Origin of the sequence: Pseudomonas sp. PICF141, from assembly GCF_002286815.1 — a bacterium.
Lineage (GTDB): Bacteria > Pseudomonadota > Gammaproteobacteria > Pseudomonadales > Pseudomonadaceae > Aquipseudomonas.
This window is the reverse complement of the sequence record NZ_MUNM01000034.1, coordinates 1-22,969: the sequence shown is the minus strand read 5'-3', so window position 1 is coordinate 22,969 and position 22,969 is coordinate 1. Positions and strand designations below refer to the sequence as shown.

Annotated in this window: 23 protein-coding genes and 1 tRNA gene; 11 read left to right on the top strand and 13 right to left on the bottom strand. The window is 58.0% G+C overall.

Annotated elements, in window-relative coordinates; all coding sequences use genetic code 11:
- The first annotated feature begins 9 nt into the window (after positions 1–9).
- Both recA and recX read left to right on the top strand, forming a co-directional pair.
- Entirely contained in the window at positions 10–1,062 is a 1,053-nt protein-coding gene (recA, locus tag BZL43_RS07075) for a recombinase RecA (protein WP_095631643.1), read from the top strand.
- An 8-nt stretch (positions 1,063–1,070) separates the two neighbouring features.
- A complete protein-coding gene (gene recX, locus BZL43_RS07070; protein ID WP_095631642.1) occupies positions 1,071–1,538 on the top strand; it encodes a recombination regulator RecX in 468 nt (155 codons plus the stop codon).
- 44 nt (positions 1,539–1,582) lie between these two features.
- Here recX and BZL43_RS07065 read toward each other — a convergent pair whose 3' ends face one another.
- Positions 1,583–2,701, bottom strand: a complete 1,119-nt coding sequence (locus BZL43_RS07065) for a TIGR00730 family Rossman fold protein (protein WP_095631641.1) — start codon at positions 2,699–2,701, stop codon at positions 1,583–1,585.
- A gap of 487 nt (positions 2,702–3,188) precedes the next feature.
- Here BZL43_RS07065 and BZL43_RS07055 point away from each other — a divergent pair, with 487 nt between their 5' ends.
- Positions 3,189–3,383, top strand: a complete 195-nt coding sequence (locus tag BZL43_RS07055) for a hypothetical protein (protein ID WP_095631639.1) — start codon at positions 3,189–3,191, stop codon at positions 3,381–3,383.
- Here BZL43_RS07055 and BZL43_RS07050 read toward each other — a convergent pair whose 3' ends face one another.
- Positions 3,384–3,809 (bottom strand): PA3611 family quorum-sensing-regulated virulence factor, encoded by a 426-nt coding sequence (locus BZL43_RS07050; protein WP_095631638.1) that lies wholly within the window; start codon positions 3,807–3,809, stop codon positions 3,384–3,386.
- Between the two features lie 189 nt (positions 3,810–3,998).
- Here BZL43_RS07050 and BZL43_RS07045 point away from each other — a divergent pair, with 189 nt between their 5' ends.
- The 3 genes from BZL43_RS07045 (at position 3,999) to BZL43_RS07035 (ending at position 6,061) form a co-directional block, all read left to right on the top strand.
- Entirely contained in the window at positions 3,999–4,742 is a 744-nt protein-coding gene (locus tag BZL43_RS07045) for a tRNA-uridine aminocarboxypropyltransferase (protein WP_095631637.1), read from the top strand.
- A 229-nt stretch (positions 4,743–4,971) separates the two neighbouring features.
- A complete protein-coding gene (erdR, locus tag BZL43_RS07040; RefSeq protein ID WP_095631636.1) occupies positions 4,972–5,622 on the top strand; it encodes a response regulator transcription factor ErdR in 651 nt (216 codons plus the stop codon).
- A gap of 76 nt (positions 5,623–5,698) precedes the next feature.
- Positions 5,699–6,061 carry a diacylglycerol kinase gene (locus tag BZL43_RS07035; RefSeq protein ID WP_019580981.1) on the top strand — a complete coding sequence of 121 codons (363 nt, stop codon included), beginning with the start codon at positions 5,699–5,701 and terminating at the stop codon, positions 6,059–6,061.
- Here the strand turns inward: BZL43_RS07035 and BZL43_RS07030 are convergent.
- Positions 6,058–6,984 carry a LysR family transcriptional regulator gene (locus tag BZL43_RS07030; RefSeq protein ID WP_095631635.1) on the bottom strand — a complete coding sequence of 309 codons (927 nt, stop codon included), beginning with the start codon at positions 6,982–6,984 and terminating at the stop codon, positions 6,058–6,060. The genes BZL43_RS07035 and BZL43_RS07030 overlap by 4 nt on opposite strands.
- Positions 6,985–7,105: 121 nt before the next feature.
- Between BZL43_RS07030 and fpr the strand changes: the two genes are divergently transcribed.
- Complete coding sequence (gene fpr / locus BZL43_RS07025) at positions 7,106–7,885, top strand: ferredoxin-NADP reductase (protein ID WP_003443014.1); 780 nt, start codon at positions 7,106–7,108, stop codon at positions 7,883–7,885.
- Positions 7,886–7,980: 95 nt separating this feature from the next.
- Here fpr and tsaA read toward each other — a convergent pair whose 3' ends face one another.
- The 6 genes from tsaA to rimO all read right to left on the bottom strand — a co-directional run bounded on the left by tsaA (position 7,981) and on the right by rimO (position 13,172).
- Positions 7,981–8,694, bottom strand: a complete 714-nt coding sequence (gene tsaA / locus BZL43_RS07020; protein ID WP_095631634.1) for a tRNA (N6-threonylcarbamoyladenosine(37)-N6)-methyltransferase TrmO — start codon at positions 8,692–8,694, stop codon at positions 7,981–7,983.
- A 185-nt stretch (positions 8,695–8,879) separates the two neighbouring features.
- Positions 8,880–9,650, bottom strand: a complete 771-nt coding sequence (locus BZL43_RS07015; RefSeq protein ID WP_095631633.1) for an SDR family oxidoreductase — start codon at positions 9,648–9,650, stop codon at positions 8,880–8,882.
- 153 nt (positions 9,651–9,803) lie between these two features.
- Complete coding sequence (locus BZL43_RS07010) at positions 9,804–10,271, bottom strand: DUF1456 family protein (RefSeq protein WP_095631632.1); 468 nt, start codon at positions 10,269–10,271, stop codon at positions 9,804–9,806.
- A gap of 77 nt (positions 10,272–10,348) precedes the next feature.
- Positions 10,349–11,059, bottom strand: a complete 711-nt coding sequence (locus BZL43_RS07005) for an rRNA pseudouridine synthase (RefSeq protein WP_095631631.1) — start codon at positions 11,057–11,059, stop codon at positions 10,349–10,351.
- Between the two features lie 188 nt (positions 11,060–11,247).
- Positions 11,248–11,721 (bottom strand): acetyltransferase, encoded by a 474-nt coding sequence (locus tag BZL43_RS06995; RefSeq protein WP_095631629.1) that lies wholly within the window; start codon positions 11,719–11,721, stop codon positions 11,248–11,250.
- A 113-nt stretch (positions 11,722–11,834) separates the two neighbouring features.
- Entirely contained in the window at positions 11,835–13,172 is a 1,338-nt protein-coding gene (gene rimO / locus BZL43_RS06990) for a 30S ribosomal protein S12 methylthiotransferase RimO (RefSeq protein ID WP_095631628.1), read from the bottom strand.
- 289 nt (positions 13,173–13,461) lie between these two features.
- Here rimO and BZL43_RS06985 point away from each other — a divergent pair, with 289 nt between their 5' ends.
- Positions 13,462–15,363, top strand: coding sequence for a potassium transporter Kup (locus BZL43_RS06985; RefSeq protein ID WP_095631627.1), 1,902 nt, complete (start codon positions 13,462–13,464; stop codon positions 15,361–15,363).
- Positions 15,364–15,601: 238 nt separating this feature from the next.
- Here the strand turns inward: BZL43_RS06985 and BZL43_RS06980 are convergent, their stop codons facing one another.
- Positions 15,602–15,928, bottom strand: a complete 327-nt coding sequence (locus BZL43_RS06980; protein ID WP_095631626.1) for a DUF3077 domain-containing protein — start codon at positions 15,926–15,928, stop codon at positions 15,602–15,604.
- Positions 15,929–16,411: 483 nt separating this feature from the next.
- Between BZL43_RS06980 and BZL43_RS06975 the strand changes: the two genes are divergently transcribed.
- Genes BZL43_RS06975 through BZL43_RS06965 form a run of 3 tightly spaced genes read left to right on the top strand, consistent with a single transcriptional unit; the run spans position 16,412 to position 18,547 of the window.
- Positions 16,412–17,179: a MarR family transcriptional regulator gene (locus BZL43_RS06975; RefSeq protein WP_095631740.1), complete on the top strand. Its 768-nt coding sequence runs from the start codon at positions 16,412–16,414 to the stop codon at positions 17,177–17,179.
- Between the two features lies 1 nt (position 17,180).
- Positions 17,181–17,879: a hypothetical protein gene (locus BZL43_RS06970; protein WP_095631625.1), complete on the top strand. Its 699-nt coding sequence runs from the start codon at positions 17,181–17,183 to the stop codon at positions 17,877–17,879.
- Positions 17,876–18,547, top strand: coding sequence for a PP2C family serine/threonine-protein phosphatase (locus tag BZL43_RS06965; protein ID WP_095631624.1), 672 nt, complete (start codon positions 17,876–17,878; stop codon positions 18,545–18,547). The genes BZL43_RS06970 and BZL43_RS06965 overlap by 4 nt, the downstream gene beginning before the upstream one ends.
- A gap of 121 nt (positions 18,548–18,668) precedes the next feature.
- Here the strand turns inward: BZL43_RS06965 and BZL43_RS06960 are convergent, their stop codons facing one another.
- The 3 genes from BZL43_RS06960 to BZL43_RS06950 form a co-directional block, all read right to left on the bottom strand.
- Entirely contained in the window at positions 18,669–19,964 is a 1,296-nt protein-coding gene (locus BZL43_RS06960; protein WP_095631623.1) for a virulence factor family protein, read from the bottom strand.
- Complete coding sequence (gene mprF / locus BZL43_RS06955) at positions 19,964–22,594, bottom strand: bifunctional lysylphosphatidylglycerol flippase/synthetase MprF (protein WP_095631622.1); 2,631 nt, start codon at positions 22,592–22,594, stop codon at positions 19,964–19,966. Before mprF ends, BZL43_RS06960 begins: the two co-directional genes overlap by 1 nt.
- A gap of 278 nt (positions 22,595–22,872) precedes the next feature.
- Positions 22,873–22,949: transfer RNA gene (locus BZL43_RS06950), tRNA-Met, on the bottom strand.
- Positions 22,950–22,969: the final 20 nt, after the last annotated feature.

The window sequence follows — 22,969 nt, the reverse complement described above, 5'->3', positions numbered from 1 at the left end:
AGGACTTTAATGGACGACAACAAGAAGAAAGCCTTGGCTGCGGCCCTGGGTCAGATCGAACGTCAATTCGGCAAGGGTGCCGTAATGCGTATGGGCGATCAGGACCGTCAGGCGATCCCGGCTATTTCCACTGGCTCTCTGGGTCTGGACATCGCGCTCGGCATTGGCGGTCTGCCAAAAGGCCGTATCGTTGAAATCTACGGTCCTGAATCCTCCGGTAAAACCACCCTGACACTGTCGGTGATCGCCCAGGCTCAAAAAGCCGGCGCGACCTGCGCATTCGTCGACGCCGAACACGCTCTTGATCCTGAGTACGCCGGCAAACTGGGCGTCAACGTCGACGACCTGCTGGTTTCCCAGCCGGACACCGGCGAGCAGGCCCTGGAAATCACCGACATGCTGGTGCGTTCCAACGCGGTTGACGTGATCATCGTCGACTCCGTGGCCGCTCTGGTGCCAAAGGCTGAAATCGAAGGCGAAATGGGTGACATGCACGTGGGCCTGCAAGCCCGTCTGATGTCCCAGGCGCTGCGTAAAATCACCGGTAACATCAAGAACGCCAACTGCCTGGTGATCTTCATCAACCAGATCCGTATGAAAATCGGTGTAATGTTCGGCAGCCCGGAAACCACCACCGGGGGTAACGCGCTGAAGTTCTACGCATCGGTTCGTCTGGATATCCGCCGTACAGGCGCGGTGAAAGAAGGTGATGAAGTTGTCGGTAGCGAAACTCGTGTCAAAGTCGTAAAGAACAAGGTGGCTTCGCCGTTCCGTCAGGCCGAGTTCCAGATTCTTTACGGCAAGGGCATCTACCTCAATGGTGAGATGATCGACCTGGGTGTGCTGCATGGTTTCGTTGAGAAGTCCGGCGCCTGGTATGCCTATGAAGGCACCAAGATCGGTCAGGGTAAGGCTAACTCGGCCAAGTTCCTGGCAGACAATCCGGAAATCGCCGCCAAGCTCGAGAAGCAACTGCGTGACAAGTTGCTGACCCCAGCGCCGGACGCCAAAGCATCGCCAATCCAAGAGACGGCTGATGACATGGCTGACGCTGATATCTGATTGATCCGATGACCGCCGTACTCGATACACTCGTCGCGGTGCGGCGAACCGCAATGGACCTGCTCGCGCGACGCGAGCATGGTCGAGTCGAGCTGACGCGTAAACTGCGTCAGCGCGGCGCCCTCCCTGAAATGATCGACACAGCGCTCGACCGCTTGACGGAAGAGGGTCTGTTGTCCGAATCCCGTTACCTCGAGAGCTTCGTTTCCTATCGTGCCCGTTCCGGTTATGGCCCTTTGCGAATTCGCGAAGAGTTGAGTCAGCGCGGCCTGCAACGTACTGACATCGAACTCGCTTTGCGCGAGAGCGGTATCAACTGGCAGGAACAACTGGAAGACACCTGGCGGCGCAAATTTTCCGGGCATTTACCGATAGATGCCCGGGAACGTGCCAAACAGTGCAGGTTCCTGAATTATCGGGGATATTCCATGGAAATGATCAGTCGCTTGTTCAGTGGCCGAGGGATGGACGATTAAATAAAACGGCCCGCTATTTCGATAGCGGGCCGTTTTTTTTTGCCTCACGTCACCTTGAATGGCTCACGCGCGCGTTGTTGCGCCTGGGGTTTGGATTGGGCCCAATTTTCCGGCAGATTGATGTAATCCACCAATTCCCGCAGACGGCCATGATCGCGGGCGTTGAAGGTGAAGGAAAGTCGCGCCAGATGGCTGAACTGCGGTTCGTCGTGCTCCTCGCCATTGTAGGCATGCTGATGGAAGTGATCGCTCAGGCACAGGTCGGCGAATGCCTTCTGCATGTGTTCCAGCGCCCGATCGCTGAGTTTGTGGTTCATGCGAATCACGAACTGATGCTTGAGCCAGCGGCTGGAGTGGAAATTGCTGTAGAACTGATTGATCTGCTCCACGGCCTCTTCGGCACTGTAGACCAGACTCAACAGCTTCATGTCAGTCGGCAGGATGTAGCGATTTTCCTCCAGTTGATGGTGAATGAAGTCCAGCGCGCCTTGCCAGAATTTGCCGCCCGGCGCATCCAGTAGCACCACGGGCACCAGCGGACTCTTGCCGGTCTGTATCAGAGTCAGCACTTCCAGTGCTTCATCCAGCGTACCGAAGCCGCCCGGGCACAGGACCAGCGCATCGGCCTCCTTGACGAAGAACAGCTTGCGGGTAAAGAAAAAGTGGAAGGGCAGCAGATTCCCGGTGCCATTGACCGTGGGATTGGCATGCTGCTCGAAAGGCAGGGTGATATTGAATCCCAGGCTGTGTTCCAGGCCTGCACCTTCGTGGGCTGCCGCCATGATGCCGCCGCCGGCACCGGTGATGACCATCATGTCCGAGCGCGCCAGAGCGGCGCCAAGCTCCCGCGCCAAACCATACAGTGGGTGTTCTATCGGCGTGCGGGCCGAGCCGAAAACGGTGACTTTGCGTCGCCCCTTGAACTGCTCCAACACACGGAAGGCATGTTCGAGTTCGCGTAGGGTTTGCAGGGTGATCTTGGCATTCCAGCGGTTGTGATCTTCCTGGGCCATGCGCAGCACAGTCAGGATCATGTCGCGGTAAATCGGGATGTTGGGGCTATTGGGGGAAACCAGGTTGAGTTGTTCTTCGACCTTGCTGGTGAGGTCGTGGCCGCTTTCTTGAAAATGACGGCTTAGGAGGTCATTCGGTTGGTAAGGCATTCAACTTCTCCTTCTGCACAGAACCCTTGGCCCGACAAAACAATCGTCGGTGCCGCGACACCCCTTGTGTCGCTGTCTGCCCAAGCCCTTGCCTGGGCGCTCCACTTGACTCGTTTGCAATCGAGCCATCCATACGGGCTCTGCTTATTCCTTGAATGAAAGAAACGTTCGCACAATAAGACCCACAATGGGCAGCCCCTTTTCTGCCCTGAAAAAAATCAACGTGAACACTTTGAATTTAGACCCTCACAACGATTTGCGCTGCCTGATCATTGCGCCGCAAAGTCTTTCCTGGCAATCGCTTATTGACTATTTGCAAGGTGCTTTCACCGCTCGTCTGAACGCAAGCCGTTTGTCCTGCGCTCTGATTTACTAGATGACAGGCGTGACACGACAAGTTTGCGTCACCGGTAGACGTAACATTCAAGTAATTCAGGGATTTAATCGCGTGATCAAGATGATCAATGCGTGCACGGAGGCGGGAACCATGCCCAGAATCACTCTGGAAATCGATGCGCAATTGTATCGATTGCTGAAGTTATCAGCCGAGACCAATCATTTGAGTCTCGAAGAGGAGTGCTGTCGGCGTCTGGAGGGCGGAGAGCGACGTTCGCGTTACCTGCAGGCGTTGTTGGCAGAGCTGCGCGCCGAAGATGAACAGCGGCGCGCCAACGCCCGTTGATTATTTCTTCTTCGTCGGGGTGGCTTTCGGGCAATCCGATTCCTGAAAGCTTGCGGAGCCGACCGGGCGATTGGTTTTCACTTCGGTGAAATCGTAGCGCATGACCGCCCCCTTCGCCATCAGCTTGCGGAATCCCTCGTTTCTGCAAACGGAGGCGCCAAGCTGGAAGTACACGGCTTTCGGATCGGCGCGCATCTTGTCGGCGTGGCTGCTCTGAACGCTCAGATGATTGATCAGCTGATTGCCTTCGACGGTATAACCCTGATCCAGAAGGTCTTCGTTGATCGCCCGTGGAGTGCCGACGCTGCTTTGTACGGCGACGTTTCGCAGCTCTTTGTTCAGATTCTGCTCACTCAAGGAAGCAGCCTGAGCATTGAAGGACGACGCCAGCAGAATGGCAGCGGTGGGAACGATAAGGCGCAGCATGAAACTCTCCTGGTTCAGTGACTGGTGATTCGACCCGTCACGTGACTGTGCGTTCAGTGGCGGCGAATTATAGGGGAGGCCGCCTGGAGGGTACAGGCTTGCGCCGGCTGCTCTGATAAACTGCTGGCCTTTATTGCCTTGCCGAGTACCGTTTGTGTCGAGTTTTCCTGTCTGCCGGTGTTGTCAACGATGAACCACGCCCCCAACGCCGTAGCCCGCTTGCGCGATCAGCGAGAGGAAGAGGGTATCAAGCCGATTCAGGCCCGTGGCTGGCGAGCAACCCGTTGCCGGGCCTGCCGTGTGATCGAGAGCCACTGCCTGTGCGCCTGGCGCCCGCAGGTCGACACCCGCAGCGGTGTGTGCCTGATCATGACCAATAAAGAAGTGTTCAAACCGAGCAATACCGGCTGGCTGATTGCCGATGTGGTGCGCGACAACCATGCATTCATCTGGTCGCGCACGGAAATCGATGAACAATTGCTGGCGCTGTTGGCCGACCCGCAATGGCAGCCATACTTGGTGTTTCCGGGCGAATACGTCGAACCCGAGCGAGTTACCCACAGCGTCGAAGTCGATAGCACCAAACGCCCATTGTTCATTCTGCTGGACGCCACCTGGACCGAAGCCCGGAAGATATTCCGCAAAAGCCCCTACTTTGATGCGTTCCCGATTCTGAGCCTGCTTCCCGAGAAGCTTTCCCGGTACCGGTTACGCAGGTCCACCCGCAGCGAGCACCTGTGCACGGCCGAAGTGGCGGCGCTGTGCCTTGATCTGGCTGGCGATACAGACGCTGCGTCGGCGCTGGACGCTTATTTTGATGTGTTCAGCCAGCATTACCTGGACGCTAAACATCAGTTGGATATGAATGTTGCAACACCGGCCCATGCTGAGCTGATGCCCTTTGTACAGCACGCTGCGCCCGCCATTTTCTGATCATCGCCCATACTGCAAAAGAACCAGGCTTGCTGGCAACTTGACCACCCTGGCTTGGCTGGGCATGCTGGGCGCCGATTAGGGCGCGGCCAAGTTTGAAACGCTGCTTTTTTTAGGTAATTGGCGTTGAACGTGCCCTGTTGGTGCCGCTGCGTGGCTGCACCTCGAGTTGTTTTGGCGAGGCCTGAAATGCATCAGGCATCCCATAAAAAACAGGATCATTTGAAAAATGGCCACATACGAAATCCTGATTGCCGATGACCATCCTCTTTTTCGTAGCGCCCTGCATCAAGCGTTGACCCTGGGTCTGGGCCCGGATGTCCGTCTGGTGGAAGTGGCGAGCATTGCCGAGCTGGAAACCCGTCTGGACGAAAAGGCCGACTGGGATCTGGTATTGCTGGACCTGAACATGCCGGGGGCTTACGGTTTTTCCGGGTTGGTGCTGTTGCGTGGGCAGTACCCGCAGATTCCAGTGGTGATGGTGTCGGCTCAGGAGGAAGCGTCGATCATGGTGAAATCCCGTGAGTTCGGCGCCAGCGGTTTCATTCCCAAGTCCAGTGATTTGAATGTCATTCAAAAAGCCGTACGCGCGGTACTCGATGGCGATGTTTACTGGCCGCCACAGGCCTTTGAAACGGTGAGCGTTTCCGCCGAAGCCAAGGCTGCCAGCGAAGGTCTTGCCAGCCTGACACCTCAGCAATTCCGGGTGTTGACCATGGTTTGTGAAGGTTTGCTGAACAAGCAGATTGCTTACGAATTAAACGTTTCCGAAGCGACGATCAAGGCCCATGTCACGGCCATTTTCCGTAAGCTGAATGTGCGGACCCGGACTCAGGCAGCGCTGCTCTTGCAACAACTTGAGTCAATTTCGAGTAACTAAGGGCGCTACGTGTTCACGCTTTTTTGACTTTGCTTCATCTAGTTTCCCCACTCCTTTTTGATCAGTTGCCTACTTTATGTCACCTTTCAAAGGCCAGACCGGCCTCAAGCGTATCCTCAACGCCTCCGGCTATTCCCTGGACGGCTTGCGCGCAGCCTTCACCGGTGAAGCGGCCTTCCGGCAGTTGGTATTGCTTAATGCCATCCTGATTCCGCTGTCATTCTTCCTCAACGTCAGCCGTGTCGAGCAGGCGCTGCTGATTGCTGTCTGCCTGTTAGCCTTGATTGTCGAGTTGCTCAATTCGGCGGTGGAAGCGGCCATCGACCGCATTTCCCTTGAGTTGCACCCACTGTCCAAGAACGCCAAGGACATGGGCAGCGCTGCTCAACTCGTGGCGTTGAGCATGATCGCGCTGGTATGGGCGGTGATTCTTCTTTAAGCGATAGTGGGCAAGACGATCTCGTCGCTGCGCTGAACCCCGGCAGTGAAGGCGCGGCACAGTTCGAGGAATTCGCGCATCGCCGATGTCTGATATTTCTGTTTGTGCCAGATGAAATAGAACTGCCGAGCCAGGTCCAGATCCGGTGTTTCCACTGGCACCAGGCTGCCACGGCGGAACGCATCGCGCAGCGCCAGGCGCGAAATGCAGCCAATCCCCAAACCTGATTCCACCGCGCGCTTGATCGCTTCGGTGTGTTCCAGCTCCAGGCGAATGTTCAGCGCGCTGCGATGGTGTCGCATGGCCTGGTCGAACGTCAGCCGGGTGCCCGAGCCTTGTTCGCGCAGAATCCACGCTTCATGGCTCAGCTGCTCCATGGTCGCGATACCACGTCTGGCCAATGGGTGCTGAGGCGCACAGAACACCACCAACTCATCTTCGACCCAACTCTGCACTTCGATGTCTGGATGGCTGCAGTCGCCTTCGATTAGACCCAGATCAATTTCATAATGCGCGACCTGTTGCACGATGTTGGCAGTGTTCTGCACATGCAGCTTCACTTGGCTTTCCGGATGACGTTGCATGAAGCTGCCGATCAGCAGGGTAGCGAGGTAATTGCCGATGGTCAGGGTCGCGCCGACCGCCAGAGAGCCGAAACCGGACTTGCCATTGAGCAAGTCTTCGATCTCCTTGGCCTGATCGAGCAGGGCCACCGCCTGGGGCAACAGCTGTTTGCCGAGGGCGTTGAGGCTCAGCCGTTTGCCGGCGCGATCGAACAGTTGGCAACTGCACTGACGCTCTAGCTCGGTGATTGAAGTGCTCGCCGCCGATTGTGAGAGGTTGAGCGTTAATGCGGCACGGGATACGCTTTCCTGCTGGGCGACGGCGACGAATACTTGAAGTTGACGGAGAGTAAATCGCATATCGATATAACCGATAACCCTTATCTTAATAATCCAGTTAACAGATATTGTCGCTGCCATTAGAATGCGTTGCAATTGCGCACATCATTGGCGCAGGCAAATCTCCAGGAGTCCCACGTACATGAGCAACATGAACCACGAGCGTGTCCTCAGTGTTCACCACTGGAACGACACTCTGTTCAGCTTCAAGTGCACCCGCGATCCGGGCCTGCGCTTCGAGAACGGTCAGTTCGTGATGATCGGCCTGCAACAGCCCAACGGCCGCCCGCTTATGCGCGCTTACTCGATTGCCAGCCCGAACTGGGAAGAGCATCTCGAGTTCTTCAGCATCAAAGTGCCTGATGGCCCGCTGACTTCCCAGTTGCAGCATCTGAAGGAAGGCGACGAGATCATCATCAGCAAAAAGCCAACCGGCACCCTGGTGCTGGATGACTTGAAACCTGGCAAACATTTGTACCTGCTCAGCACCGGTACCGGTCTGGCGCCATTCATGAGCGTCATCCAGGACCCGGAAACCTACGAGCGTTTCGAAAAAGTGATCCTGTGCCACGGCGTGCGTTACGTCAATGAAGTCGCTTACCGCGAATTCATCACCGAGCACTTGCCGCAGAACGAGTTCTTCGGCGAGGCCCTGCGTGACAAGTTGATTTACTACCCGACCGTGACCCGCGAGCCATTCGAGAACGAAGGCCGCCTGACCGATCTGATGCGCAGCGGCAAGCTGTTCAGCGACATCGGTCTGCCACCGATCAACCCGCAGGACGACCGCGCCATGCTGTGCGGCAGCCCAAGCATGCTCGACGAGACCAGCGAAGTGTTGAACAGCTTCGGCCTGAAAGTCTCGCCGCGGATGCGCGAGCCGGGTGATTACCTGATCGAGCGTGCGTTCGTCGAGAAGTAAGCCATTGTTTGGGTGACGCAGAGCGTCACTGTGCATTTCACGCGGAGCGTGGGAACGATCAGCCCCCATTGCCTGTGCAGGCAATGGGGGCTTTTTTATGCCGAACACAAACCTGTAGGGGCAGGGATGACTTCGAGAACGCGAATCACATCAGGCGTCGGATAATGCCAGCGCACATCCACATCCCAGAACTGCGCGCCATATTCCCTTTCTGGTGTAGGAATCTGGTACGCCGGACGTGGGTCTTGTGCCAGGCATTGCTCAATCAGCTCGACCAAGGGCTCCTCAAGCCGCTGAGCGTGACCATGAGCCTGTTGCAGCGCTGAGTCTGTCCACTGCACGGGAATCAGCGATGGCGGGGCGCTGGCGATGCTGTTGGATGCCGTGTCGATGATGTCGGCATAGGGCACGTAAGGTTTGATGTCGAGAATCGGCGTCCCGTCGAGCAGGTCGATGCCGGAGATCCACAGCCGATTGGCTTCGACCTTGTCCAGTTTGACCACCGATTGACCGATGCCATTGGGTCGGTGCGTCGCCCGAGTGGCGAATACGCCCATGGATTTGTTGCCGCCCAGGCGTGGCGGGCGGACTTTCAGGCGTGGTTTTTCTTCCAGGGCCTGATGAAACAGGAACAACAGCCAGACATGACTGACCTGTTCCAGCCCCTGCACCGCTTCACCCTGATCGAACGGCGCCACCAGTTCCACCACGCCTCGTGCCGCCGGGGCCAGTTGCGGCTGGCGCGGAATGGCGAACTTCTCCTTGAAACAGGAACGCACGAAGCCGATGGGGGAAACGGTGTAGGTCATGGTTTGGGGTCGAGGCGGACTTGAGGCGGCATGATAACCCGACGGGCCTCGAGTCGGGTGGTGGCAGAGCCGGCCTCATCGCGGGCAAGCCACGCTCCCACAGGGCTCTCTAGCGAACACAGATTTTGTATACGACATAAAACCGGTGGGAGCGAGGCTTGCCCGCGATGGCCGCACCGCCAATATCAGAGGCTGAACCCACCATCCAAAGGAATAATATTCCCAGTCATATACGCCCCCGCGGTACTCGCCAAACTGATCGCCAAGGCAGCCATCTCTTCCTCCCGGCCCCAACGCTTCATCGGAATCAGCGCCGTATCCTCGGCCAACGCCTGCTCATCATTGCCAATGTGCTGCGTCATCTTGCTCGGAAAACGTCCCGGTGCGATCACATTAACGTTGATGTGTTCGCTCACCAGCTCCCGCGCCAGAATCCGCGACAGTTGATGCAGGGCAGCCTTGCTCGGGCCGTAGGCATACGCCTGTTCGCCGAAGGACGAAATCCCGGCGACCGAACCAATGTTGATGATCCGTGCCGGATTCGCCGCCGAACCGGCCTTGCGCAGCAGCGGCAGAAATTGCTGGATGCAGTTGAACACCGAGGTCACGTTCAGCTGCATGACCTTTTCCCAGCCCTTGACCGGGTAACTCTCCAGCGGTGCGCCCCAGGTGGTGCCGGCGTTGTTCACCAGAATATCCAGCTGACCGATCTGTTCACTCAGGTGCGCGGCCAATTGCTGGACGCCTTCTTCGTGGGCCAGGTTGGCAGCTACCGCATGACAAATCCCGAAAACACTCAGTTCGTTGGCAGTTTGCTGGCAGGCGTCGGCATCGCGGGCACACACGTAAACGGTGGCGCCGGCCTCGACGTAGGCCTTGGCGATCATTTTGCCGATACCGCGAGTGCCGCCGGTCACCAGAGCGGTGCGGCCTGCGAGAGAAAAATACGGGTGCATAGGGCGAGTCCTGAGGGCAAAGGGTTAGTACACCCTAGTCGTCAGCCGCCAGAAGCGGAGCCACTATTTTTGCGAGGAATGGGGGGCCATACGGCCCAGCTACAAGCTACAAGCTAGACACTATCCGCTTGCGGCTTGTAGCCTGCAGCTGCTTTACGCTCTCACTCGAAGAGTGAGTCCCTTGAGGAAGTTGCGCAGCAACTGATCGCCGCACGCACGGTAGTTGGTGTGGCCGAATTTGCGGAACAGTGCGCTCAGCTCTGGCTTGGACACCGGGAACTCGGCCGCCTTGAGAATCGCGTGCATGTCGTCTTCCTTCAGTTCGAAGGCCACACGCAGTTTTTTCAGGATGATGTTGTTGGTCACCGGCACTTCGATCGGCTGCGGTGGACGGCTTTCGTCCTTGCCGCGCTTGAAGATCACCAGGCCATCGAGGAAATGCGCCATGACTTCGTCCGGGCAGCGCACGAAGCCTTCCTCGTCTTCCTCTTTCTTGTCGAGGTACGCCCGCAGGTCTTCCATGGACACGTCCATGCCGCCGAGCTTGATGATCTCGATGACTTTCTTGTCGCTGATGTCGAGCATGTAGCGCACGCTGCGCAGTACGTCGTTATGAATCATGGTGTGCAATCCTGATATTCAGCAGTGGGCGCCCCGCATAACTAGCGGCGCCGAAATGTAGGGCGGCGGGAAAAGTCTTAGAACTTTTCTTTGCCGGACAGGTAGCGCCATTGCCCCAAAGGCACTTTGCCGATGGACACGCCGCCAATGCGGATGCGGCGGATGGCGACGACCTTCAGGCCGACGGCCTGGCAGAACAGGGCAATCACGCCCGGTTGTGGGTTCTTCATCGCAAAGCGCAGGCGGTTTTCGTTCTGCCAGCTGGCTTTGACCGGCGGCAGTTCCTTGCCCTTGTAGGTCAGGCCGTGGTTCAGGCGGTTGAGGCCGTGAGCCACCATGTCGCCTTCAACCTCGACCACATACTCTTGCTCGATCTTGGCGGAGTCGGCGGTGAGTTTGCGCAGGATTTTCCAGTCCTGGGTGAATACCAGCAGACCGCTGGCATTGGCCTGCAGATCGGTGCTGGCAGTCAGGCGCAGGAAGTGGCCCTTGAGCGGGCGTTTGCCGAAGCGGTGTTCTTCGCTCAGGGTCTCGGCGCTGATAGTCGCCATGGCCGTGTCCGCATCCATGCCCGCAGGGACATTGAACAGGATGGTCACCGGCTCCGGCGCTGTGGCCTTGGCTTCGGGATCGAGCTCGACTTTCTGGGTGTCGACCTTGAACTGCGGCTCATCGATGACTTCGCCGTCCACGGTGACCCAGCCGCCCTCGATGAACAGCTCAGCCTCCCGACGGGAACAGCCGACGAGTTCGATGAGGCGTTTGGAGAGACGAATCGGGTCAGTCATGACAGGGCCGTAACAAAAAAGGGGTGGGCATTGTACCTGCTGGGCGCCGGTTAATCCCGGCTCCATTTGCGCCGTGCGGCTTTTTTGTGGGAGTTGGCTTGCCTGCGATGCAGACAACGGGGTATGTCAGTTGCATCGAGGTGATGCAATCGCAGGCAAGCCAGCTCCCACATTTGTTCTATGGTGCGTCAGCCATTGCGCGTCAATTGTTGAGACTGACGCAAACGCATGTGCAACAACGGATAGGGCTGCCCCATGCCATCGACTTCCGAGCGTCCGATCACCTCAAAACCCTGTTTGAAGTAAAACCCCAACGCCTGCGGGTTCTGTTCGTTGACGTCCAGCTCGTCGGCATTCAGGTGTTCCAGGGCATAACGCAGCAATTGCTTGCCCAGGCCTTTGCCGCGATGCGTTGGGTCGATGAAGAGCATTTCGATCTTGCCCGCCGCCACACCGGCGAACCCGGTGATGCGTTGGCGTGAGTCTTTGGTGCAGATCAGCATCACCGCGTCGAGGTAGCGGGTCAGCACCAGATTCTTCAGCAGTTCGATGTAACTGTCGGGCAGAAAGTCATGGGTGGCGCGCACCGAGGCTTCCCACACTTGGGTGAGTTCTTCGTAGTCGCTCTGTTTCGGTGTGTGAATGACCGAGTGTTGGCGCATGCCCGCGGGCCTCTCTTGCGTGAAATGACGCGAGTTCTTTCTCTCACAAAACGATAGACGTAAAAAAGCCCCGCATCTCGTCAAGAGATCGGGGCTTCTTTTATTTTTTGCGTTTAGATCTGTTCAGCCCACAGGTCGTATTCGTCGGCGTCGGTCACTTTGCACCAGACTTTGTCGCCTGGCTTCAAGTTGCTGCCGTTGTCGATGAACACGTTGCCGTCGATCTCCGGGGCATCGAAGAAGCAGCGGCCAACCGCGCCTTGCTCGTCGACTTCATCGACCAGCACTTCGATTTCACGGCCAATGCGCATTTGCAGACGTGCCGAGCTGATGGCCTGCTGGTGCGCCATGAAGCGGTCCCAACGGTCTTGCTTGACGTCGTCCGGCACAATGGCCGCGTCCAGCAGGTTGGCCGGTGCGCCTTCGACCGGCGAGTACTGGAAGCAGCCAACGCGGTCCAGTTGCGCTTCGGTCAGCCAGTTCAGCAGGTACTGGAAGTCTTCTTCGGTTTCGCCAGGGAAGCCGACGATGAAGGTCGAACGGATGATCAGGTCCGGACAGATTTCGCGCCAGTTCTTGATGCGGGCCAGGGTTTTGTCTTCGAAGGCCGGGCGTTTCATGGCTTTGAGGACTTTCGGGCTGGCGTGCTGGAACGGAATGTCCAGGTACGGCAGGATTTTCCCGGCGGCCATCAGCGGGATCAGCTCGTCGACGTGGGGGTATGGGTAAACGTAGTGCAGACGCACCCAGACACCGAGAGTGCTGAGGGCTTCGCAGAGTTCGGTCATGCGGGTTTTCACCGGCGCGCCGTTCCAGAAGCCGGTGCGATATTTCACGTCGACGCCGTAGGCGCTGGTGTCCTGGGAAATCACCAACAGCTCTTTGACGCCGGATTTGACCAGGCGCTGGGCTTCGTCGAGCACGTCACCGACCGGGCGGCTGACCAGTTTGCCGCGCATCGAGGGGATGATGCAGAAGCTGCAGCTGTGGTTGCAGCCTTCGGAAATCTTCAGGTAGGCGTAATGGCGCGGAGTCAGTTTGATCCCTTGCGGCGGCACCAGGTCGATCAGCGGGTTGTGATCCTGACGCGGCGGCACTACATCGTGCACGGCATTGACCACTTGCTCGTACTGCTGCGGACCGGTCACGGCCAGCACGCTTGGGTGCACGTTGCGAATGTTGCCTTCTTCGACGCCCATGCAGCCGGTCACGATGACCTTGCCGTTTTCCTTGATGGCTTCGCCGATCACTTCCAAAGACTCAGCCTTGGCCGAATCGATGAAGCCGCAAGTGTTGACCACCACGACGTCGGCGTCCTGGTAGGTGGACACAACGTCATAGCCTTCCATGCGCAGCTGGGTAAGGATGCGCTCGGAGTCGACCAGTGCTTTCGGGCAACCCAGGGATACGAAGCCAACTTTTGGATTGGCCGGCGCAGGAGTGGTGGACATGTCTAACCTCGGTATTTGTGACGCCTCCAGCCGAAGACGGCAAGGCGACAGACGGACGCTATGTTGCGTCTCTGGTCAAAAAGTGCGCAATTCTAGCGATGAGACGCGCACTTGACCAGCTTTATGCAGGGAAATACGACGAGTGCTGCGCTATGCTTCGCGCCTTTAGGCTTTAGCGATTCTCTGTAGTCAATAAAACGTCTGTAACAACAAGTAAAACAGCGCATGCTGCGCCACAAAGCATGTGCTTCTTATAAGAAGTCCGAGTCTGAGCAGTAGGAGTTTTTGGATGGGGCAGGCAAGTAGTCAGGTGGCGGCCAGCGAGCATTCGGCGGCGAAGCCGATCGGTATGCTGGTCGCAGCAGTCGGGGTGGTTTATGGCGATATCGGCACAAGCCCGCTGTATACCCTCAAAGAAGTGTTTTCCGGTGACTATGGCGTGCCCGTCAACCATGACGGCGTGCTGGGCATTCTGGCGCTGATCTTCTGGTCGCTGATCTGGGTCGTCTCCATCAAATACATGATGTTTGTGCTGCGTGCCGACAACCAGGGCGAGGGCGGGATCATGGCCTTGACCGCGCTGGCGCGGCGAGCGGCGGCGGGGCATGCGAAGTTGCGTACCTTGCTGGTGGTCTGCGGGCTGATCGGTGCGGCGCTGTTCTATGGCGACAGCATGATCACACCGGCGATATCCGTGCTGTCGGCGATTGAAGGCCTTGGGCTGGCATTCGAGGGCATCGACCATTGGGTGGTTCCGCTGTCGTTGATCGTGCTGGTGGCGCTGTTTTTGATTCAGCGTCACGGTACGGCGCGGATCGGCATTCTGTTCGGGCCGATCATGGTCACCTGGTTTGTGGTGCTGGGCGCGCTGGGCGTGTATGGCATCAGCCAGCATCCGGAAGTGTTGCAGGCGATGAATCCGGTGTGGGGCGTACGCTTCTTCATGGTCCACCCGGGCATGGGGATCGCGATTCTTGGCGCCGTGGTGCTGGCCTTGACCGGTGCCGAGGCGTTGTACGCCGACATGGGCCACTTCGGTCGCAAGCCGATCGCCCGGGCCTGGTTCATTCTGGTGCTGCCGGCTCTGGTGCTGAACTACTTCGGCCAGGGCGCGTTGCTGCTCGGTGATCCGGAAGCCGCCCGCAACCCGTTCTATCTGCTGGCGCCAAACTGGGCGTTGATCCCCTTGGTGGGATTGTCGACGATGGCCACGGTGATTGCCTCGCAAGCGGTCATTTCCGGCGCGTTCTCGCTGACTCGTCAGGCGATCCAACTCGGCTACATCCCGCGTATGCACATTCAGCACACGTCCAGTGCCGAGCAAGGCCAGATCTATATCGGCGCGGTGAACTGGGCATTGATGATTGGTGTCATTTTATTGGTGCTGGGCTTCGAGTCCTCCGGCGCCCTGGCCTCGGCCTACGGCGTGGCGGTGACTGGCACGATGCTGATGACCACTATCCTGGTGTCGGCGGTCATGTTGCTGTTGTGGAAGTGGCCACCGATTCTTGCGGTCCCGGTGTTGCTGGGTTTCCTGTTGGTGGACGGTCTGTACTTCGCCGCCAACGTGCCGAAAATTGTCCAGGGCGGTGCGTTCCCGGTGATTGCCGGTATCGCACTGTTCGTGTTGATGACCACCTGGAAACGCGGCAAGCAACTGCTGGTGGAGCGAATGGACGAAGGCGGGTTGCCGCTGCCGATCTTCATCAGCAGCATCCGCGTGCAACCGCCGCATCGGGTCCAGGGCACGGCCATTTTTCTCACCGCTCGCCCGGATGCCGTGCCTCACGCGCTGTTGCATAACCTGCTGCATAACCAGGTGCTGCACGAGCAAGTGGTGCTGCTGACGGTGGTGTACGAAGACATCCCGCGCGTCCCGCCGCAACGGCGTTTCGAAGTCGATTCCTACGGCGAGGGCTTTTTCCGGGTGATCCTGCACTTCGGTTTCACCGACGAGCCGGACGTGCCAGAAGCCTTGAAACTGTGCCATCTGGATAACCTGGATTTCAGCCCGATGCGCACCACTTACTTCCTCAGTCGTGAGACGGTCATCGCCTCCAAACTCGAAGGCATGGCCCGCTGGCGCGAGACGCTGTTCGCCTTCATGTTGAAAAATGCCAACGGCAATTTGCGCTTCTTCAATTTGCCGTTGAATCGGGTGATTGAGTTGGGTACTCAGGTAGAGATGTAAGCCACATGAAAAAGCCCCCGTTGCCATGAAGGTAGCGGGGGCTTTTTTGTGTCCATTTTTTTTGGAGTCAAGGAGATCCCTTGTGGGAGCGGGCTGTGGCGAGGGGGCTTGCCCCCGTTGGGCTGCGAAGCAGCCCCTGAATCTCTGATGTACCAAAAATTTTGTGAGTGCTACGCACTCAAACGGGGGCAAGCCCCCTCGCCACAGCTCCCACAGAGGATCTGCGGTGTTGGCATCTTTACTGGCTTCCAGGCAGCGCTTCTTCAGATTCAGCCTTTGTCCGGGCAGGTCGCGGTGTTAGCACCTTCACCACATCATCAATCACTGCCTTACTCATCGCCGTCAGGTAATGCGCGGCCCAGGCGTGGCGGTCGGTGTCTTTTATGTAGGCTGCATCCTCGGTAAATGATTTGGGGAGGAACAACAGGTCGGAAGCTTGCGACAAGGCATCAACGATGGGGACGCCGGCGCGGACGTTGAACAACGCCTGATCGGAGCAGTAGATGAGCGGGGTGAGGCCGATGGTTTTTAGTTCTGAAATCGCGGACGTATCTGTTTTCGTCATTGTGTTACTCCAAGGTTCGAGGAGCCGACACTTTCGTTTCCAAGCGAATAGGTGGCGGCTGTACGCAGGTTGGAAAACCGGGAACCAAGGAACCGGCACGCCCAAAGGCGTCCCACGCACAGCCGCCATAACTCAGGATTGCAGTCGTAAAAAACTCTGCAGTCATGATAGGGCGCTGGTGCGATTTGGTTCGACGGGTTTCCAAGCCCGATCACTGAATGGTCAGCGACGTCCGGAGAGTATCCCGTCGAAGAAAAGCCCAACAAGGCATCAAAGTGCCCAAAAAGGACGATTCGGAGTTTGCCTACAAGGTCTGCGGGTGTCATCCGATATTGCGACACCTTGAAGCAAACAAAACTAAACGCGGCGGGGCAGGTTCCCGGTGAAACCTGATAAATATCGGATGGGCTTGACGGATCGATATTTTCAATGAGACAAGTGTCCACGTTTTATGAAATGTGGACACTCGGAGTTTTTAGCTTCATGAAGAGTCAAGACATTTTGCTTTTATTCAAGATGGCTAGCCTACATGCCCAAGAAGAAAATCTTTTTGGGAAGATGGAGCTTGAGTCGAATTCGAGCATGGTTGAGGAATTGTTGAAGCCCCAGCAAATAAATCGAATGACGGCTGGAGGGCGAGTGGGGCAGCCGCTAGTCACCTACCCCGCTGATGATGAAGAAACTGTATTCCACCGCCAGGAGTTCGACTCACCTCTGGGCGACGAGGATGGGTGGGAAGGGTGGCTGGAGCCTGTATCTTCTCCGTCGCTGGCGAGTTGGAGTGAAGGTTACTCGTTGCGTGCGTTGTCTGCGTCCCTTGGGCTAAGCAAAAGCGAGATTTCAAACTCTATAGCCAGGTGTCGTGAGTCCGGAATGCTTATTAATGACTACGACACCGGGCTTGCGAAAGTTAATCGGCGAGAGCTGCTGAAAATCACCGAGCACGCTCTGAAATACTTTTTCCCCGTGAGGCCGGGCGCAATGGTTCGAGGTATTCCAACAGGTTTCGCCGCACCCGCGCTGTCCAAAAGCATCAAGAGCGCTGGCGGACTGATTCCGGTTTGGCCTGATGCACTCGGAACTGAGCGGGGTCAGGCGATAGAGCCGCTCTACAAAACTGTGCCAGAAGCGGTGAAGAAAGACAGAATCCTTTACCACTATCTAGCGCTTGTTGATGCGATCCGTCTTGGCGGCCCGCGAGAGTGTGGTGTGGCGGTTGGCATTCTAAAAGCAGGGATGGGGCTGAAATAACATGTCATCAAATGCTGATCACAACTATGAGCTCATAGAGTTTGTTGCAGACGGCTTGGGGGAGGCGTTTCTTGCTGAGGTTGCCTTTGTCGGCGGTTGCACCACAGCCATGCTGGTCACTGATGCTGCTGTGCTGGATGACATTCGTTTCACCGATGATGTTGACTTGGTGATCGAGCTGGCAGGCATTAGCGCCTGGCAACACCTCACAGAACGGCTGGCGGCCAAGAACTTCAAGATCACCGGTGAGGATGACGTCAACTGTCGTTTCCGCTTCAACGACGTCGTCGTTGACGTGATGCCTTCTGACCCCGAAGTTCTCGGATATGCCAACCGTTGGTTCGTGGAGGGGCTGTCGAGGGCTGATAAATTTACATTGCCCAGCGGTACGGTCATCCAGATATTCAAACCGACCTACTTTCTTGCGACGAAGCTAGAGGCCTTTAGCGGTCGCGGTGAGGGCGACCCGTACCACAAAGACGTCGAAGACATCATCATCTTGATTGATGGTCGTACAGAGCTTTTGGAAGAAGTTCGCCAGGCTGAGCCTGAGCTCAAGGACTTCATCACGACTGGAATTCGAAAACTCACGGTGCTCAGTGGTATCGACTACGTGATTGAAAGCTCGGGCTCGGTGCAGGCTAATCCAGGTAGAGGGCGAATCATCCACATGCGCATGAAGGATCTGGGCAACGCATGAGATACACGACCAGGTCAGTCATCGGACGGACCAGGAAAGCCAATCATGACTGTGCTGGAGCTTTGTGCGACGGCGACACAGGGCTATTCGTCATCACGGACGGTACGTCGAAGCCCGGCAGTGGCCAACTGGCTGAATGTTTCGTAAAAGGTGTTTTAGCGGCCTACCCGAAACACATGGATCGGGAGGGTGATATCACTGAGCATGGAGCAGTTGAGCAAGTACTTGGCTCAGTGCTGGCCGAGCTTCACCCCACTTTGTATGCGCAGCAGACAGGGACTACGTGTTACCTGATCGGTTTTGCTGCTCATGGGAAGCTCACGCTTGCGTATGAGGGGGACTGTTCGTGCGGTGTAGTGACACCGGCAGGCACCATCAAGTGGATTACGCCGCCTCACTGCAAGGCCAATTGGAGGCGCGACCGTTCGCACTGTGAGCTGGCGCAAGATCCGGCTCGAAACAGGGTAACCCGGTGCCTGAAGGTTAATCGTGCCCCGGACCCTGACTTTGTCTTTCATCAATTGGCCGTCGGTGAGCGACTGGTGTTCGTAACCGATGGCTTTTGGGCGGAGTTAACGGAGTCTCAGCAAAGCAGCTTGCTGGCTGCTCCAGATGGCGACTTTATCGCTGTTGAAGACGACGTAACGTGGATAGATGTTCAGCTTTAGCCTTGGAATCACAGAGCATCGAGATGAAGTCAGGCTCGCTGATAGCACTTCATGTTTGTTCATGTAAAAAAGCCCCCGCAACCTCAAGGCCGCGGGGGCTTTTTCGTAGGCGGGACTCAGATCACTCCTGAGCCGCCGTCTCCTTCGCTTGACGCTTCTCGATCACATCCACCAAACGCCGGGCCAACGCCGGGTAGTTCTCGTCGAAGTGATGGCCGCCAGGCAGTTTCATCGCTTCGCCCACGGCGGTCTTGTCGGTGCAGCCGCTTTCGTCGACTTCTTCTTCACCGTAAATGCATACCACTTTCGCGGCGGGCAGCTTGGCCATTTCAGGGCCGGTGGCGGCTTCTTTGCCGGCGTTGCCGAGCCAGCCTTCGACTTCGATTTCGAAGCTGCCGGTGCGGGCGAAGGCCAGCAGGATGATTGCGTCGACGCGCTGCTGTTCGGCTTCCGGCAGGCGGTTGTAGAGGGCGGGCAGTACGTCGGCGCCGAACGAGTAACCGGTCAGGATGAAGCGCTTGGTGCCCCATTTCTGCCGGTAGTGCTGCATCAGTTCGGTCAGGTCCAGCGCGCTTTGTTCCGGGCTTTTGTGCTGCCAGTAGTAGCGCAGGGTGTCGATGCCGACCACCGGGTAGCCGATCTTGGCCATTTCGCCGGCTACATCACGGTCCAGGTCGCGCCAGCCGCCGTCGCCGGAAAGGAACAGGGTGACGGTGTCCCTGGCCTGGCCGGCCGGGACTTCGACCACCGGGATCTGCAGGCCACCGGCGGCTTTATCGCCACCGACGAGAATTTTGCGCAGTTCGTTGTTCAGTACTTGCGGCAGGTTGATGTCGTAGTCGCTGATGCTGGTTTCGGCATTGGGCTGGTCACGCACGAAGCCGGCGCTGGTGTCGTCCGGGTTGTCGTTCCAGGCCACCAGCCAATGGCCATGGGCGGCAGTTTTGGGTAGCAGGTGCGTGCAGCCGGGCTTTTCCAGGGCCAGGTCAACCGAAATGGCCTGGGCCTTGTCGTCTTTCTGCTCGGCCAGCCAGCGCCACGCCAGCACGGCGCCAGGGCCAATGCCGCTGACCAGGGTTGCCGGGCCTTTGAGTTGCCTGAGGCCTGCCTGCAGGGCGCGACCTTGCAGGATGCAGTCCTTGGGCAGGATCACCTGGACGATCTGCGCCGAGCCGCTGCGGCTCAGGGTCAGCAATTGTTTGTCGCTGAGCTTCTGGTCTTCATTGACCGCCACCAGCACCTGGGCGCGCGGCGTGTTGCCGGGGATGACGCGGGTCATCGCGGCGCCATCGGCCGGCGCCAGCAGTTCGAGGGTCGATTCTGGTACCGGGCGTTTGAGGTACCAGTAACCGCCACCGATCATCAGGGCCAGCACTACCAGTGTGGCCAGTACGTACCGCAGGGAGCGTTGAATCATCAGCGTTTCACCAATCCAGTCAAGCCACCTGCAATCAGGGCGGCAGTGTCGGCCAGGGCAACCAGCGGATCGAGTCCGGCGGGCACGGCCATATAGCGGGGTTCCCAGTCGGGCTGGAATTTGTCTTTGAAGCGGCGCAAACCTTGGAAGTTGTACAGCTGCTCACCACGGCGGAATACCATCGAGCCCAAGCGCTGGGTCAGTGGTGCGCCGCGCCGGGGTTGCAACCCCGACAACGGCACCATGCCCAGGCTGAAGCGCGCGTATCCATGATTTTTATAATGTTGAATCAGGCCGACCATCATGAACTCCATGGTCAGCTTGGGCGCGTCGGGGTGTGCGCGCATCAGGTCGAGGCTGGCCAGTTCATGACTGTAGGTCTCAAGCAGGTTGGCGAACGCCACCGGGCGCCCTTCGAAACGAATCACCGCGATACGGAAGTGCTTGAGGTAGTCCTCACTGAAACGCCCCAGCGAGAAACCTTTCTCGCGCACGTTCTTGCCGGTCAGCCAGGCGTCGGAAATCACCTTGAGTTCATCCATCGGCGCTTGCCCCGGTTCATGGATCTCCAGCGACAGGCCGTCACGGGTGCCGCGGTTCCAGGTGTAGCGCAGGTCTTTCATCTCTTTGCCCTTGGCTTCGAGATCAAAGCAATGCAGATCGACCCGCGCTTCTTCGCCGAGCTTGATGGCGGTCAGGCCGATGTCCATGTAGTACGGCAAATTCTCCGCGCGGACTTGATAGAACACGGGGCGGGCATGGTGGATATCGCAGAGGTCGCGGAACTGCCAGATCATTTCCGCCCGTTGCTGGCTCGGGCCGATCGGGTCGTACAAGGCCACCAGGCTGCGACCACGGCGGGCGTACATCAGAAACGCCTCTTCGTTGGGGTGAAACAGCAGCGCCTTGTCACCGGTCAGCGCCAGGCCGCCATCCGGTTGGGAGGAGGCCATGAGAATCTTTACGGCGCGGTCCAGTTCATCGGGCGTTGGCAGATGGATCACCGGGCGTGCGGTGCGCAGCAGCCAGGTCAGGGACACCACGACCAGCAACACCGCGGCGCCGAGCAGCGAGCGCAGGCCACGTGGGGCGTCGGCATCGAGGGTGAACTGCCACCAGAGTTGATGGCTGTAGGGAACGTCCTGATAGGCGAACAGCAGCAACCAGGTCGACGCGCCGAGTACGCAAAGGCTGGCCACCAGGTACAGCGGCGAAAACGGCACTTCGGTCAGGCGACTGGGGCGATAGAACGAACGCCGGAAAACCCCCAGCAAACTCGCCGTCAGGGTCATCAGGCAAGCCTCTTCCCAGTCGAAGCCTTTAAGCAGAGAGAGCAGGGCGCCGACCAACAGCAGAATGGTGGTCAGCATCCAGGCGGCTGACAGGCGGCGACGCAATCCCTGAGCCAGCAGCAGGCAAAGCACACCCACCAGACTGGCGCCAAAGTGCGAGGCGTCGACCAAGCGATGCGGGATCAGAAAGCCGATGTGTTCAAGACGGGTATCGATCTCCGGCGTCACGCCGGAAAACAGCAGCACCACGCCGGACAGGAACACCAGCACCGCCAGAATCGGCGCGGCCATGCCCGATGCAGCGCGCGATTGAAACAGGCGTTGGCCTTCGTTGACCAGCAGCAGTACGCACGCCACCAGCAACGGCAACACCACGTAGATCAGGCGGTAGAGCAGCAGGGCGGCGGCCAGTGGCGCGGCGCCGAGTTTGTCGGCGAAGGCCGCGAGCAAAATCGCTTCGAATACACCGACACCGCCCGGTACATGGCTGAGTACGCCAGCGGCCAAGGCCAATAGATAAACCAGCAGGAACGCACCAAAGGGCGGCGCTTCGGGCAGCAACAAATAGAGCACGGTCGCGGCAGCGGCCACGTCCAGGGCGGTGATGACCAATTGCAGGAATGTCAGGCGGCGACCCGGCAGGCGTAAGGTGCGCCGGCCGACCTTGACCAGCAGGTTGTCGGGGTAAGGCTGTTCCGGCAAGCGGCGGCGATAAACGCCAATGGCCAGCACTGTTGAGAGCAGCAGCACGGCCACTGCAATCGCACCCAGCAACGTCTCGGAGAAACCCAGGGCCACGGAGGCGGCGGGCAGGTTGCTGAGGGTGGCGAGGGCAGCCAGGGGCGGGAGGGCGCAGCCAAGCGAGAGGCTGGCAAACAAGGTCATGCGCGCGACTTCCGAAGCCCCCACACCATGACGTGCATATAAACGGTAGCGAACCGAGCCGCCTGACAGCAGCGACAGGCCGATGGCATTGCCAATGGCAAATGCGGTGAAGCCGCCCAGCGCCAATATTCGCGGGGCCAGCGTCACGCCGGCATAACGGCTGGCCGACCATTCGTAACCCAGCAGAATGATGAAACCGACAATGGTCGCGCCGAGCGCGCCCAGCAAGGCCGGTTTCGGCACTTGCAGAATCGAGTCGTGCAACGCGTCCAGATCGAGTTCGCTCAGCAGCTGACGACAGGCAATCAGCGCGATGGCGAACAAGAGCAATGTGATTGCCAGACCGATGGGTTGACGGTATTTGCTGATTCGATCCAGCAAGCGCAAACGCTCGGCTTTGATCGGTTGTATCGCTGTGACGGTGTCTTGTGAATCAGACGAGTTGGCGCGCATCAATCACCTCTTGGATTGTGCGCGACAGGATGGGGGTATCCAGCCAAGTTACCAATCCCTGCGGAAAAAAATAATTACAAATATTAACGCCTCTCACCGGGCGCCGGTAATGACGCGTCATCAGTCGTAGAGGCTTGCGCCTGTGGTTCATTCTGCTTTTGAACTCACAGTCTGGCGATCCCGAACGGCTCGCGGCACAGTGACAGATCATTGTTGCGAAAGGATTTTTTCAACGGACACAAAAAAGGCCACTCTTTCGAGTAGCCTTTTTTGATGTTTGGTTGCGGGAGCCGGATTTGAACCGACGACCTTCGGGTTATGAGCCCGACGAGCTACCAGACTGCTCCATCCCGCGTCTGTGTGGCGGCATTCTAC